General features: G+C 42.7%; 13 protein-coding genes. 9 read left to right on the top strand and 4 right to left on the bottom strand.

What is annotated here, in order from left to right; translation table 11 throughout:
• The first annotated feature begins 384 nt into the window (after positions 1-384).
• From MsAc7_RS02245 to MsAc7_RS02255, 3 genes are read left to right on the top strand one after another with little or no spacing between them, the layout of a single operon-like run.
• The gene (locus MsAc7_RS02245; protein ID WP_338102982.1) at positions 385-822 is read left to right on the top strand and encodes a GntR family transcriptional regulator; all 438 of its coding nucleotides are present in this window, start codon (positions 385-387) and stop codon (positions 820-822) included.
• Positions 764-1711: an ABC transporter ATP-binding protein gene (locus MsAc7_RS02250; RefSeq protein WP_338102983.1), complete on the top strand. Its 948-nt coding sequence runs from the start codon at positions 764-766 to the stop codon at positions 1709-1711. The genes MsAc7_RS02245 and MsAc7_RS02250 overlap by 59 nt, the downstream gene beginning before the upstream one ends.
• Positions 1704-2366 carry an ABC-2 transporter permease gene (locus tag MsAc7_RS02255; RefSeq protein WP_338102984.1) on the top strand — a complete coding sequence of 221 codons (663 nt, stop codon included), beginning with the start codon at positions 1704-1706 and terminating at the stop codon, positions 2364-2366. Before MsAc7_RS02250 ends, MsAc7_RS02255 begins: the two co-directional genes overlap by 8 nt.
• Positions 2367-2548: 182 nt before the next feature.
• Here MsAc7_RS02255 and MsAc7_RS02260 read toward each other — a convergent pair whose 3' ends face one another.
• From MsAc7_RS02260 to MsAc7_RS08955, 3 genes are all read right to left on the bottom strand, one after another.
• Positions 2549-4204, bottom strand: a complete 1656-nt coding sequence (locus tag MsAc7_RS02260; RefSeq protein ID WP_338102985.1) for a DEAD/DEAH box helicase — start codon at positions 4202-4204, stop codon at positions 2549-2551.
• 453 nt (positions 4205-4657) lie between these two features.
• Entirely contained in the window at positions 4658-5548 is an 891-nt protein-coding gene (uppS, locus tag MsAc7_RS02265) for a polyprenyl diphosphate synthase (RefSeq protein WP_338102986.1), read from the bottom strand.
• A gap of 40 nt (positions 5549-5588) precedes the next feature.
• A complete protein-coding gene (locus MsAc7_RS08955; protein WP_420847459.1) occupies positions 5589-6701 on the bottom strand; it encodes a transcriptional regulator in 1113 nt (370 codons plus the stop codon).
• A gap of 246 nt (positions 6702-6947) precedes the next feature.
• On the opposite strand from MsAc7_RS08955, the gene MsAc7_RS02280 reads away from it, so the two are divergent.
• The 6 genes from MsAc7_RS02280 to MsAc7_RS02305 all read left to right on the top strand — a co-directional run bounded on the left by MsAc7_RS02280 (position 6948) and on the right by MsAc7_RS02305 (position 13107).
• Positions 6948-8237, top strand: coding sequence for a TiaS agmantine-binding domain-containing protein (locus MsAc7_RS02280; protein WP_338102987.1), 1290 nt, complete (start codon positions 6948-6950; stop codon positions 8235-8237).
• A 377-nt stretch (positions 8238-8614) separates the two neighbouring features.
• Positions 8615-9844, top strand: coding sequence for a hypothetical protein (locus MsAc7_RS02285; protein ID WP_338102988.1), 1230 nt, complete (start codon positions 8615-8617; stop codon positions 9842-9844).
• Between the two features lie 145 nt (positions 9845-9989).
• A complete protein-coding gene (locus tag MsAc7_RS02290) occupies positions 9990-11180 on the top strand; it encodes a transglutaminase-like domain-containing protein (RefSeq protein ID WP_338102989.1) in 1191 nt (396 codons plus the stop codon).
• 18 nt (positions 11181-11198) lie between these two features.
• Positions 11199-12341 carry a transglutaminase-like domain-containing protein gene (locus MsAc7_RS02295; protein WP_338102990.1) on the top strand — a complete coding sequence of 381 codons (1143 nt, stop codon included), beginning with the start codon at positions 11199-11201 and terminating at the stop codon, positions 12339-12341.
• Positions 12342-12382: 41 nt separating this feature from the next.
• Entirely contained in the window at positions 12383-12643 is a 261-nt protein-coding gene (locus MsAc7_RS02300) for a hypothetical protein (RefSeq protein ID WP_338102991.1), read from the top strand.
• A 56-nt stretch (positions 12644-12699) separates the two neighbouring features.
• On the top strand, positions 12700-13107 hold the full coding sequence (locus MsAc7_RS02305; protein WP_338102992.1) for a hypothetical protein: 408 nt from the start codon (positions 12700-12702) through the stop codon (positions 13105-13107).
• Positions 13108-13627: 520 nt separating this feature from the next.
• Here the strand turns inward: MsAc7_RS02305 and MsAc7_RS02310 are convergent.
• Positions 13628-14884 carry a geranylgeranyl reductase family protein gene (locus MsAc7_RS02310; protein WP_338102993.1) on the bottom strand — a complete coding sequence of 419 codons (1257 nt, stop codon included), beginning with the start codon at positions 14882-14884 and terminating at the stop codon, positions 13628-13630.
• Between the last annotated feature and the right edge of the window lie 53 nt (positions 14885-14937).

Below are 14937 nucleotides of genomic sequence, written 5' to 3' on the forward strand. Positions count from 1 at the left end.
TGTTTCGAATTCGAATTTCTCCTCGAAAAATCATTTGTAAAAATGTCTGAATTTTTCCAAACCAGAGGATTATTTAATCTTTAGAATCAATGCCGGCTGCATTGAATATTGAAAATAAAATTCAAATTGTTCAGATGAATAGTCAATTTTGAATCATTTTGAATTTGAATAATTTTGAAAAAAGCTGGTTTTAAGCGGAAAAACGACTTTTTCAAAAAAGTTTTAAGTTTGGCTTTTCGTTTTAATCACTAACAGATAGAACCATATTCATTTCGATATATATAAATTTCCCTTTTGAATCGAAGCCCTATTTCCATGATTCCCAAAATGTTTATATATGTATATACTGATTATAGACAATATTAACAGATTTGAGGAAGAGCTTTGAATATCATCATTTCCAACACGGCCGGCGTTCCGATTTATGAACAAATCAAGGAACAAATCAAATCCGCGATCTTTTCCGGGGAACTTTCCGACGGTGATTTGCTTCCGTCCATCCGGTCTCTGGCCAAGGATTTGAAAATCAGCGTGATTACAACAATGCGCGCGTACAACGATTTGGAACAGGAAGGCTTCGTCGTCAATGTTCAAGGAAAAGGATGCTACGTCAAACCCCAAAACACTGAACTTCTTTTGGAGCAGAAGTTACGGGAAATTGAAGAAAATTTGCAGGAAGCGATTGACATCTCCCGGCAAATTAAAATTTCAGACAGCGAACTTTCCGAAATGCTCAAACTTCTGTTGGAGGAGGGGGACAATCATGACAAAAACAGCAACAACAGCAACAACAGCAACAGCAATATCGGCAATAAACGGTAATATCTTAGAACTGAACGGCGTTTCCAAGCACTTTGACAACTTTACATTAGACGTTTCCTTTTCCCTTCCGAAAGGTTTCATTATGGGATTTATCGGACAAAACGGCGCCGGAAAAACGACAACGATGAAGACGATTCTAAACATGCTCAAAAACGACGGTGGCACAATTTCCGTTTTCGGAGAAGACAACCGTCTTCATGAGCCGGAAATCAAAAACAGAATCGGCGTTGTCATGGACCGGCCGTTTTATGTGGAAGAATGGACGGTTGCCGACGTCGGAAAAGCCGTCCGCGTCTTTTACACAAATTGGGACGATGACAAATATAAAACAACGATTTCCCAATTTGATTTAGACTCGAAAAAGAAAGTCAAAGACTTATCTCGCGGCATGAAAATGAAACTCATGATCGCCGTTGCGCTTTCTCATGACGCGGATTTGCTCCTTTTGGACGAGCCGACCAGCGGTCTTGACGCCGTTGCCCGAAATGAACTCATGGATATCCTTCTTGATTTCATGACCGAAGACAAAAGCATTTTGTTTTCCACCCACATCACATCCGATCTTGAAAAAATCGCTGATTACATCACATTTATCCGCGACGGAAAAATTGTTTATTCTGACACGAAAGACGAGTTGCTTGAAAAATATGGGCTCGTTAAAGGCGGTCTGAACATTCTTTCCGAAGAACAAAAAAGGCAAATCATCGGATACAAAGAACACGGATTCGGATTCGATGGACTCGCGGACAAAGAAATAATGAAGCTGCTGCCGACAACCGTTGTGACGGAACCGAGCACGTTGGATGAAATCGTGATTCGTTTCAATATGAAAGATTCTCAAAGAGAGATGAAATATCAAATGATTCAAAAGGAGGCAAAGAATGAATAAAATATTATCCGTCATCCGTTTGGATTTTTACACCCTTAAACCGTACCAAAAATCCATTTTCGGCATGCTTCTTATTTGGCTGATTCTTTTTCTGGTCTTTCGGTCAATCGGCATTCTTGCGGGGATTGTCATGATTTCTTTGACATTGTTTGCAACATATCCGTTTTCCATTGGTGAGCGGTATGACCTGGACACACTTTACGCCACTCTTTCTTTGAAACGAAAAGACGTTGTCATCGGCCGGTACGCTTTTGCGTTCATCATCGAATTGATCGGCGTTGCGGCCGTTTTCATTTTGTCGGCGTTGCCGTTTCTGAATGGCATGGAAAATACATCATTTGCGGAGTTGGCCGTTGTTATTTGCGTCTTATATGCTGTCAGTTCGCTGGTGATTGCCACGCAAAATCCGATCTTTTTCAAATACGGGTACACCAAATCAAAACTTTTCACCTATTTGCCGTTGATACTGGTATTTCTAATGATCACATTAATACCGATTCTGATGAACAACATTGGCATCAACCTACCGGCTTTGTTTGAAACAGCCATGACCAATATGTTCGTGATTGGTGTTGCTTGTGTTGTTGCCGGACTTATTCTTCAAACACTGTCCTGCATCTTATCCTGCAAATTTTATGAAAAAAGAGATTTGTAAACAAAAACGAAAAGTGAAAATTAAAACCGAAAACAAAAATGGAAGAGTCGAAAACAAAAATGATGTTTCGATCTTGTTTTCAGCTCTTTTTAAAACATATTTCACTTTTTTGAAAGCTCAATCAAAAATGAATGCTATAATGCGCGCGTTGCCGCGCCGACAAAAATAAAAAGAAAAACCGGTTATTTTTTGGAGCCGGCCGTTGCTTTTTTATTTTCAATCCGCTTCATGGCAAAATCCTTATTGGCTTTTCCGGCGGAGTCTTTTTTGGCAAATTTTTTGTCATCGCTTTTTTTGACCACATAACCCCGGCGTTCATCACGGTCGCCCTCTCTTGATTTCGACCGGTATTTTTTGTCTTCGAGTTTTCCGCCTTTCGCGTCTTTTCCGGGTCTGCCGCTGGATTTATTTCTGTCCCGTCCGCCATCGCTTCGGCGTCCGGATTCGCTGTCACGGTTCTGGTTCTTTTTGTGGATTTGCGCAAACATTTCATCCAAGCGTTTGTCATCGTTTCTCGGTAAAATCCGGTTTTCATACGCCTTTTTGAGCAGGCAGGCAATCACATCGTCGGCGTTTCTGTTTTCGCTTTGAAGGGCGCGCCCGAATTCCAGGAACGGATCGGCGGCGCCTGTTTCAACAAAATCGGAATTGATCAAAAGGGAAAGATCATGCTTCAGCTTTTCGCGGTTCATTTCCGCAACCTGGTCGGCATTCGGAAGTTCGACGCGGCGGACGTCGTAACCGGCTATTTTTTTAATAAACGCGAATTTTCTAAAATCGGCTGGCGTCAGGAGTGTAATCGCGATTCCTTTTTTACCGGCGCGCCCGGTCCGTCCGATCCGGTGCGTGTAAGATTCGGGATCTTGCGGAATATCGTAGTTAACGACGTGGGTGAGTTCGTTCACGTCAATCCCGCGGGCGGCAACATCGGTGGCAACCAGAATTCTCAACTTTTGTTTTCTAAAGCGTTCCATGATGCGCAGGCGCTGTTCTTGAAGAATGTCCCCGTGAATTACATCGGCGTCATAGCCGCGCTCTTCAAGCCTTTGAACGACTTCGTCCGACGTGTCTTTTCGGGCGCAGAACACAAGCCCGTAAAATTCCGGGTCGGAGTCAATCACACGGCAAAGCGCTTCAAATTTCAAGGACGGCGGAACGTCAATTGAGAGTTGTTCCGTGAGTTCTCCTTCTTTGACCTTTTCAATGGCGACCATTTCATAGTCGCCCATATATTTTTTCGCGATTCCGAGAATCGGCTTTGGCATGGTCGCGGAAAAACAAAGCATCCGTTTTTCGTCGTTCGTATGCTGAATAATTTCTTTAATATCGTCGATAAAGCCCATGTTGAGCATTTCGTCCGCTTCGTCCAAAACGAAATAAGACAGGTGCGTCAAATCCAGACGCTTTCTGTGAATGAGATCGATGACACGCCCCGGTGTTCCGACAATGATGTCGGCGCCGTTTGAAAGCGCGCGAAGCTGAATGGTAATCGGCTGGCCGCCGAAGACCGGCAGAATCGTCAAATTCGGGATGCCGCCGAAAGACGACATTTCGTCGCAAACCTGAATCGCCAGTTCACGGGTTGGCGTTAAGATAATGGCTTGGACGTGTCCCGTTTTTCGGGTAATGTTTTGAATAATCGGGACACCGAAAGCGGCGGTTTTTCCGGTACCGGTTTGGGCTTGTCCGATGATGTTGGATTCGCCTTTTAAGAACAAGGGAATCGTTTGAATTTGAATCGGCGTCGGATACTCATATCCTTTTAAAAGAAGCGCATCAATAATGTTTTTGGAGATGCCGAGATCGCTAAACGTAACGGTTGTGGTTTGTTTTGTCATTTTAAGTTCCTTTTGATTTCCTGACGGAATGTGTTGATGATACGGTTGACACGTTTAGCGGAACTCGTTGCGGAAAACTTTTAAATTAATCATCCGGCGTTATATTTGGCGGACGTGTGAACCGGTTCAACCGGCCGGAATCAAAATTTGAGCATGAATTTAATTGAAACCGATGTCAATATCATTGTCCGCGAGATCATTTTTGATCGAATCGCTAAGCGTTGTCTGGGAGAACATAATAAAAAAGCATATCAGATTGAAATACCGCCAAAGGCGGCTTATTTCCTTCTCATAATATCTTACAATTATCTGAAAACCCGATTTTTCCAGATACGCTCCCTTTCATGCAGAGAAATCATCTGGCGTGGATTCTAACAATAATAAATCCACTATATGAATCTTTCTTAACCCGAATTGACGCAAGTTCGTAAATAGGTTCGTAAATAAATTTATTTAGGACTCCGCTCTTTTGCTCAGAAATTCGCACACAAGCGCTTTTCGTTTCGCTTCCGCATTTTCCCGGCGGCTTGTAATTTTTTGATACCGGCGAAGCGTCCACAGCAAATCTTTCAGATTGAATTCCGGCCAGTATTTTTGGTGAAAAACAACCGTTGACGCGTTTCCGTTGGCTTGCCACGGCAAAAAATTAGATGTTCGGTTTTCGCCGCCGGTCCGGATTAATAAATCGACATCCGGGACGGTTTCATCCGAAAACGGAAATAAATATTTTGAGATTTCAGCGTCGCTTATCTCGACTCCGAAATTATTATCAAGCGGTGTTTTTTCTTGGGCGAGTTTTAAAAAGGCTTGCGCGATATCTTGCCGCCCTCCGTAAGCGATCGCGACGTTGAGATACATTTTGTTGTTGTTTTTTGTTTTTTCTTCCAATTCCGAAAAGGATTTTTGAATTTTTTCCGGCAGCGGCGACGTATCTCCGATCATCCGGATTTTGATGTTTTTGCTTTGAACTTTTTCATCTTCCGAAAGCCGGCGAATTGTTTTTTCTAAGAGTTCAAAAATGTTGTTCACTTCTTCTTGGTCGCGCTTGAAGTTTTCCGTCGAAAAAGCATAAACCGTCACGCATTTCACGTGAGACAAATAAGCCCAATGAAGAATTTTTTCCATCGTCTGCGTGCCCATCCGGTGCCCCCAGGACGGAGCTTGCCCTTTTTTTTTGGCAAAGCGGCGGTTGCCGTCCATAATAAAAGCAATATGTTCCGGCGCAACAATCTTTTTTTGAACAAACATTTTTCGGGCGGCCTGCTCGGCGGACAACCGTTTGGCTGAGGCGGATGAAAATTCAGGTTGTTGCTTTTGATAAACGTTTTGAAGGGACAGGCTCATAATTTTTCCTTTGGTTATCGTTTGCGGCTTACAGCTCTGGTCATTGTTTGTTTTTTGTTTTTTCAGGCGTTTTGCGCTCTTCAATCACTTCGATGAGTTCTTCCGGTCCGTGAATGTTGACCAATTCTTTCTTTTCAATAAAAACCGTATTTTGAACGGATTTGACTTTGGACGTTCCGTTGATTAAAAAAACGGATTCGGTTTGAATGACATCCGAAATGCTGCTGAGAAGCCTTGCCCGCTTAATGACGGTCGGGTTATAACTGCTGACGCCGGTCAAAATAACCGATTGCTTGTCCTTTGAAATCGCTTTAAACGGCGCTTGCGATGTTTCCTGAACGTCATATCCGAGCGTTGAGATGTAGGAAAGCATTTCCTGCTCCGGCGCCGGCGTTTGAGAGTGAAGGTGAAGCCCGTCCCGGTCAAATTTCTTTTTGGATTCTTTGAGATATTCTTCGGCCGATTCCGGGGACATCGGTGCGGGAATGCTGCTTATGTTGATATTTTTTTCTTTATTTTTATGGTCTTTGTCGGACTTGTCCTTAAGGTCTTTGTCCTGCTTTTTCACCAAAAAAGACGGATTTAAAATATCAATCGGCTTTGCCAGTTCCACATTCAGGATTTCTTCCAGCGTTAAAACCACATCAATTGACGCGCTCATCCCTTCTTCTTCATACTTGCTGATGGTCCGCCGGGAAACGCCGATTGCGCCGGCAAGAGATCCGAGAGACAGATCGTTTGCAAGCCGCGCTTCTTTTAAAGCGGTTCCGTCAATCGAAACATAAAGGCCGCCCGGAGAAGCGGAAATAAAAGAGGTAATTCCTTCCATAAAATAATCGTAAAGCGTTTGGACGTTGATGGAGACGATGCTGTGGCGCATGTAAATGACGTTGTCTTCCAGCATCTGGTCGCGTGTTTTTGCGCCGATTACCAGCGGTGTTCCGCCAAGCCCGTTGGCCAAAAGGCGAATTTCACTGGCGGTTTCCTCTGACAGGCCGTCAATATTGAATAAAACTTTACACAACAATAAGACGTCGCCGCAGCGAGCAGCAATATCAAAACTTCCCGGCCGGATATTGCACCGTTCAGACACATCAAAGCCGGCTTCATGAAGAATTTGAACAACCTGATCCATCAAGACATCTTTTGCCATTGATACCAATTATGAAAAGTGTCTATATAAACATTCTTTCACATTTTTTCAAAAATTCAAACATTTCAATTTTTTGTATTCCGAATTTGGGTTTTGAAATTGATTTGGGGTTGATTTGTTTTGGATTGATTTGTTTTAATTTTATTTTTGATTTTGGTTTTTTGTTTAATTTGATTTGAATTTTTTTACTTTGAAAACGGTAGTTAAAAATAATTTGCCGTTTATGTCGGTTTCATGTTCATCGGCATGGACGACACGGACTCCAATGAGCGCATGTGTACGACTTACTTAGCCGTGCTGATCGCCGACGCGCTTGAAAAAGAAGGATTCGGAACCGTATCAGGCTACGTGCATTTGATTCGTCTCAATCCATCCGTTCCTTACAAAACCCGCGGAAATGCGGCGCTTGGCTTTGAATTTAATCCGGCGGCCGACTCGGCAGAGTTCCGAACAAAACTGATTTCTTTCGTTTCCGGAAAAATCATCGAATATGCCGAAACGGAGTGTGAAAAAACGAATCCGGGGGCAGTATTTATTTTTGAAGAAAATGATTCGGAATTAAAGAACCGTTTGAATTTATTTTTCAAAAAAGCGGTGACCGATTTGGTTGAAATTGACGAAGCTCAACAACTTTTGTCCCAATATTTTATTCCGCATCTGTCTCTCAAAAACGGCCGGGGCCTCATCGGCGCGCTGGCGGTTTGCGGGGCTCTGATGAATCCCGGTTGGGATGAAACTTATGAATATTTAGCGTATCGTTTTCCGGAAAAATGGAATGGAACTGCAGTTTTGCCGCGCTTTGTCGATACAAACAGTTTGATTGCCGCCGATAAAGCCACTTATCCGAAAACATGGGACACCGTGGATTATTCGGAAAAAAAGAATCCGTTTCCGGTTTGTGTTCCCGGCTCGGGCGATCCGGTCCTTTTCGGTCTTCGCGGAGAATCCCCCGAAGTCGTTTTGGAAGCAGCGGAAAGAGTTGTTTCCGAACCGGTTTACTTGTCGGCGGTTTTTAAAACAAACCAAGGAACTGACGCTCATTTAATTTCGGTTGGTAATGTTACCGAAATGCAGCCGCTTCATTCGTACATTTTGACCGGAACGGTTGTCCATTCGTCAAAAACAAATGAAGGCGGGCATGACATTTTTGTGATTCAAGATCAAACGGGAAATCTTTTGGAATGCGCCGCGTTTGAACCGACCGGAAGTTTCAGGAAAGTTATTCGGGCATTGGCCTCAAACGACAGCGTTACCGTTTACGGCAGTTTTAAAAACAATACGCTCAACTTGGAAAAAATTGAAGTTCTTTCTCTGACATCTATTTTTGCATTTGAAAATCCGACATGTCCGGCTTGCCAAAAACGGATGGAATCGGCCGGAAAAGGGCAGGGTTTCCGGTGCCGGAATTGTAAAACGAAATCCGGCGACAAAATAAAAATACCGGTTCCCCGAAAAATTAAGGTCGGATTTTATGAAGTTCCGCCATCGGCCAGAAGGCATTTGTCAAAACCATTGATTCGGATGAAAATTCATTGATGGGCGGAAAAACAGTTGATTGTACTTGACAGGACATTAAATGCCGGTTCCAAATGTTCTTATTTTTGATATTTTTGAACGAATTTTTGATATTTTCGATATTTTTGAATAATTCGCCAGCCCAACCTGTTTTCATATTATTTGTTCTTTTTTATTTTAATTTTTTTATTTATAATATTTTTTGTATTTTAATAATTATATATTTATAAGATAAGAACTTTGCATCTATTATTAATGATAATTAAAACTAAAAACAATTTAAAAACTAAAAACAATTCAAGTCTTATGAACACGATTTGAATGCTCATTTCATTTATTTATTCATTCATCCTGTTCCCTTTCCATATTCTGACAACTTTAAATCCGGGGGATTTAAAATGTCCGAAATAACAAAAAAAACAAAACCGATTACTTTTCAAGTCATGGGGATTTTATTTCTCATGGCTGCCGTCCTGATTACAGGAAGCGTTATCCTTTCTTTTTTGTTTTCTCATGCCAACGGATTTGGTTTTTATGGCGTTCTTCATGACCATGAACCGCCGTCCGAAGGCAACGATATTTCCGGATACATTCAAATGTCCACGCATGACGGGCAGGTTCTCAGTTCTGTGGAAGGCCCGATTCCGGTGGCTGACGTCACACCCGGTTCAGATAGCTCGAATGAGAAATTGGAATTTAAGGATTCGGATGATTCTGTTTATTATTCCCAAACCTTTCATTGGGAATTTGAAGGCGACCAATGGTCATACACCGTCTATATTCCTGAAGATTCCTACACCTATTTCAAATCAAAATCACATACGCGCAACGACTATGAACAGTATGCGCTTTCCGACTACGACCGCGCTTGTATCCGGCAAATTGCCGACACGTTAACCGTTCAAGGTCAGGAAAACAATTACACTCAAAAGGAAATTGCGTTAAACGCCATTGCTTTCGTTCAATCCATTCCTTACGCATCCGACTTATCCACCACCGGTTATGACGAATATCCGCGATATCCTGTCGAAACATTGGTGGACGGCTACGGGGATTGTGAGGACTCGGCGATTCTCGGCGCCGCCATTTTGAATGAAATGGGTTTTGAAGTCGCCCTCTTGGAATTTCCGCACCATATGGCTTTGGGTTTGAAATCGGACGGCACGAAAACAAAAACGATTTCAGACGGAACCCATCATTATGAGTATGTCGAAACGACAACGACGGATTTTGAAGTTGGTGAAATTCCCTCCAATGTGGATATTGACCAGGTGACGATTCATCCGATGGTTCAAGTTCCAAAGATGTCCGCAACGCTCACGTATAAGCCGGTTGCTTTTGATTTGGAATTTGTTTATTATAAAGTGGAAGCGGATCTCAAAAACAAAGGTCCGGGTCTTGCGGAAAACGTATGCGCTCACTTTTTCGTCGAAGTAAATCCGGACTCCGGAGAAATCTACCCGCCCGATTTTGACATCGCCATCGGTAATTTATCCGAAGACGGAACCGGATATGCTTCAACGACGCTTCGGGTCCCGCGCGGTGAAGAAGCAAAAATCGCTTTAACCGTTCACGGAGATACTTTTGATCCGGTGACGCTTAAAACGGAAATTTTGCATGACGACTGAAATTTAACGGAAAAATATAACAGAAAACTGAGCAATAAACAGGATAAATGAATTGAACATCTGATAACTTATTATAGAAAAACGCCTTAAAATTTAAAGATTATACTTTAAAATAATTGGGGATTTGATATTAAGGGGTTTTCAGATGTCATATACAATTAAATTTTTGTTGGCCGTATGTTTGGGCATAGTTCTTTTGTTTATTGGTGTGGTTTTTTTAAGTGCTTTTTTTTATGCATTAGATTCAACAACTTATGAAACAAATGATGAAAATGGTTATAGTGAAAGTAATCCGGTCCCATATTCTTCTTCTAATTATTCAAATACTTCCAATTCAACGGCAAACCGAACGGAAAGCATCAATATCAGTTTAACGAACAAATCTGCCGTAAATAGCAGTAATGCATCCGTTTTTTCTTCCAATTATCACACAAAAACCTACAAATGGAAATACGACGGTTCGGAGTGGACATATACAATTTCGATTCCGGACGACGCTTACTCTTATTATACGAACAAACCACACAATCGGGGAGATTATAACCAATATGCTCTTTCCGATTATGACCGAAAAATCTTGGGGCAACTTGTCGAAAGTTTCAGAGAGCAAGGTACTCAAAATAACTATACGGATGATGAAGTTGTTTTGAATATCATTTCTTTTATTCAAGCAATGCCTTATACATCTGACAGCGTTACCACTGGATATGATGAGTATCCGCGTTATCCTCTGGAAACACTTGTTGACGGGGGCGGAGATTGTGAGGATAGCGCCATTTTAGCGGCGGCGCTTCTATCGGAAATGGGATATGGGACCGTTCTCTTGGCATTCCCGGGGCATATGGCGCTCGGTGTCAAAGGAAGTGAAAATTTAACCGGAACTTACTATGAATATCGAGGGTCAAGGTATTATTATGTCGAAACAACGGCATCCGGTCATAGAATTGGACAGATTCCGTCTGATGTTCAATCCTCATCGGCTCATATTTATCCAATGGTTCAGGTTCCGAGAATGACAGCGGAAGTGACAAGCACATTTTTACAGGCTGACTCACGCTATGCTTATTATGAAATTTATTGCGATATGACAAATCTGGGCCCGGGAACTGCAAAGAATGTATCTGTATACATTTATGCTGAAACGCCGCCGTTTGATTCAACAAAAGTATGGTCGCAACAGGACGTTTACATCGGCAACTTCTCGGAAGACGGAACCGGTTATGCTAAAGCGACTCTTCGAGTCCCGCGCGGGGAACAAGCTCGTTTTGGTTGTACCATTCACGGTGATAATTTCCAAAAAAGGGATTACTATTTCAAATCGTTTTATCAATCTTAAAAAACATCAGGAGGAATATTGACGGGAAAACTTTCAAAAATTATCTTTCTGATTCTTTTCGTCGTCGTTTTAGCGGCATTGGTTTTTTATGTTTTGCCGCTTGTTTCCGATACCGGTCTGTCCGGCTTCCTGCCAAACTCTTCTCAAAATCAATCCGATGCTTCCAAACCCCCGTCCGGAAATCTGTCCGGCAAGGTCTCTGAAAACGACATCAACGACCCCGAACGTGTCAACTATTTCAACAATCAGGTGAATGAACCCGGGTATTATACGCGCACATACACGTGGAAATATGACAATCAAAGTTGGTCGTATACGATTTCCGTTCCGATTGAAATGTATAACGACTTCCGAAACAAATCCCACACGCGCGGCGATTATTCTCAATACGCCGTGTCGCCCGACGACCGCGCCGTTTTGGAACAAATGGTGAATTCTTTTAAGCAGCAGGGTGCGCTTTACAACTATACCGACGATCAAGTGGTTGAAAATATGATTGCGTTCATTCAAGCGATGCCGTACAGTTCCGACAGTGTCACCACCGGTTTTGACGAGTATCCGCGCTATCCGATTGAAACGTTGGTAGACGGCGGCGGCGACTGTGAGGACAGTTCGATTTTGGCGGCCGCGCTTTTGAACGAAATGGGATATGACGCCGCTTTATTGGGATTTGACAATCACATGGCGTTGGGCGTTGCCGGAATTGACAATGCCACCGGAACATATTTTGAGAGAAACGGTCAATATTATTACGTGGAAACGACGTCAAACGATTATGAAATCGGGCAAGTTCCCGCAAGCATTGACAAATCAACCATTCACATTTACAAAATGAATATTACGGCCGCTCTTGAAGTTTCCGTGAGCCGGAAGTTGGTTGCCAAAGGCGAAACGGAGGCGATTCACGAAATTACGGTGGTCATGAGAAACCGAGGCCCGAACACGGCTGAAAATGTGACCGTGGAAATGAACGGCATTTTTTCAAAATCAAGTTCGATGAACGATACGCAGAAAATCGGATCCGTCGGCGTCGATCAGGTCAAAACCGTTACGTCAACATTTACGTTCCCGCGCGGGCAATTTGCGGAATTTCGGGGAACGGTTTACGGGAGCAATTTTGAAACGGTGGACATCATTTTGAGTCCGTTTGATCAGGAATGAACGCAGGTAACTTCGATTGAAAAATGGCGGAGGAATCAAATATGGACGAACAGGTTTTAAAAGACCCGACTATTTATCCGGATAGTCCTATTGTAAGGTCAATTTATCCCTTTGATCATACAGGTCACCAAATAACAAATTTTGAATCAGTCGAAGATATGATTGCAAATTACTTCGTCACTTCAGCATGGTACGTCTATAAAAACGACACATCTTTAGCAAATGCCGGTTATTATGCACAAGAACACGGATATCCGAGTGTTTATAATAATGGCAAAGCAACAAAAATGATCAGCAAATAATGAAATGAAGGGAGTTTGATACAATCAAACTCTAACCTTCACAAAGAACGATTTACATGAAGTACAATCCTACAAATCAAAACAACAGTTTCTTATTTCTGTTTCTATTCGTGACCAGTTCCATCTGTATTTTCTTTTGTTATGCAGGCCTGCTTTCCGGAAGCATTCTCCCGGCAATTCCTGCGGCAATTCTTTATATTTTCGGCAGTTTAATTTTTGGATTTCTTTCCAAGGACAAAAAGAAAGCGGTTTTTTTTGGGGTCATTTACTCAATACCATATTTGTATGTTTTTCGTGAATCCAATATTTGGTTTGTTGCCTTTTTGATTCCGATTATTCAGGGAAGCATCGGTTATTTCTCAGCCAAAGATGAATCCGATTTTGACATGAAGGGATTTTACTACTTGATTCTTGTCTTTTTAATGGGTGTGTTGATGTTTCTTCCATTGATTTATTTCAAGTGATTCTAAATGAAAAATCAAAAATAATTCAAAATATCATTCTCTTGATCATCTTCTCAATTCTCTATATTTCAGAAGTTTGGATAATTTCCGGATTTTCAGGTTGGTTTTTTGCGTTGCAAGAGAAAAATTCGAAAATTTGAGGACTTTATTATGCAGTTATTGCTTTTTCCGTTTTTTTAAAATTATTCTTGGCATTTTCAATTAAATTTTGTTTATTTTGGAATTGACGGGGCTGGCGCGCGCGTTATGGCGACACATTTTGTTTTCAAGCTTAGAAGGCCCATTGGCCGTTTTTGTTTTTGAGTTAAGCAAACCCCCCGATTAAATCAAACGCTTGGCGTTTGATTTAATCGGATTCCGAGGAATGGATGGGGTACAGTGGTGGCAGATGCAAACTGAAAATGAGAACAGCAGATGCAAACTGAAAATAGAAAACAGCAGATGCAATCAGAATCTAAAAATAAAAATAAAAATCAAAAAACCAAATGCGTGATGCTCAAAATTTTGAAAATAAGTCCGCTTATCTCAACAATAAATTCAATCCTATTCTCACTGATTTCGGCAAATCGCCGCACTGCATGGCTTTGAGTTGGTCCGCCGGCAGCAGTTTAAACGCCGCGTTCATGCGCTTGTCCGACACAATAAATTTATCCATCAATTTCCGGGCGTCAACGGTTGCCGAAAGAGCGTCTCCAAAAGCATTCCGCCAAACAGCCTCATAATTCAGAACGGAAATGTCATTCGGATTTGCAGCACATTTTATTTGTTCCGCCGCCATCTGTCCTGCGATTTTTCCGGCCGCCATCGCAAACGGAATTCCGCCGCCGTTTGTGGCCATGACGTGTCCCGCCGAATCGCCGGCAACCATTACCGTTTGAGTTGCGGTCCGCCCCGGGGCGCCCGCCACCGGAATAATTCCGGCAGTGCTGTCCGTAATGGTCGCACATTTCAGTTTTTGAGACGCTAAGGGATGTTCCCGAATGAATCGATCCAAAAAAGCTTTTGCCGACATTTGTTCGGAGCAAAGGGAGCGGCGAAGCCCGAGACCGACGTTGGCGCGTCCGTTTCCTTCCGGAAAAATCCAAACGTAGCCGCCCGGAACATAACGGTTTCCGAAATACATTTCCAGCGTTTCCATGTTGGTGTCAACGTTTTCCATCTTATATTCAAAACCGAGGCCGCGTTCATACGGAGCGCCTGTTTTTGTTTTTTCCGACGGGGAATGAACCAGGCCGAATGTTTTTCCGACAAGAGACACCGGGCCGTCCGCTCCGATAATAATTCTTCCGGAAATTGTTTTGATTTCACCGGATTTGTGTTTGACTTGAACGGATTGAAATTCACCCCGCTCATCTTTTTCAATCTTTCGAAGGAGCGCTCCCGGTAAAACATCGGCGCCGGCGCGTTTTGCTTGTTCCGCCAGTTGAAAATCAAAACGTTCGCGGTCAAGAACAAAACCGGAAACCGGAAACTCTTTGGAATGAAGGTCCGGACTGATTAATTTTTGTGTTTTCGTTTTGGTCAGAATGCAATCCGGCGGAATCTTTTTCATTTCATCCGGCAAGATCAGCCCCGGAATCAGATTCTCAATTTCAAACGCTTCCGGAATAAATCCGGCACATTGAAACGGTTTTCCGATGACGTCTTTTTTGTCGATCAGAAGAACGCGGGCACCTTCAAGTGCTGCGTATTTGGCGGCCATTGACCCGGCCGGACCGGCTCCCGCGACGATAATATCATAATCTTCAGGGGCAGACAGGTCGGTGAACATAATCATTCAAACTTTATGGTTTGCTACTTGACGCGTTTTGCTACCTTACACGCTTTATG

It is taken from the genome of Methanolapillus millepedarum, assembly GCF_032594115.1.
Lineage (GTDB): Archaea > Halobacteriota > Methanosarcinia > Methanosarcinales > Methanosarcinaceae > Methanolapillus > Methanolapillus millepedarum.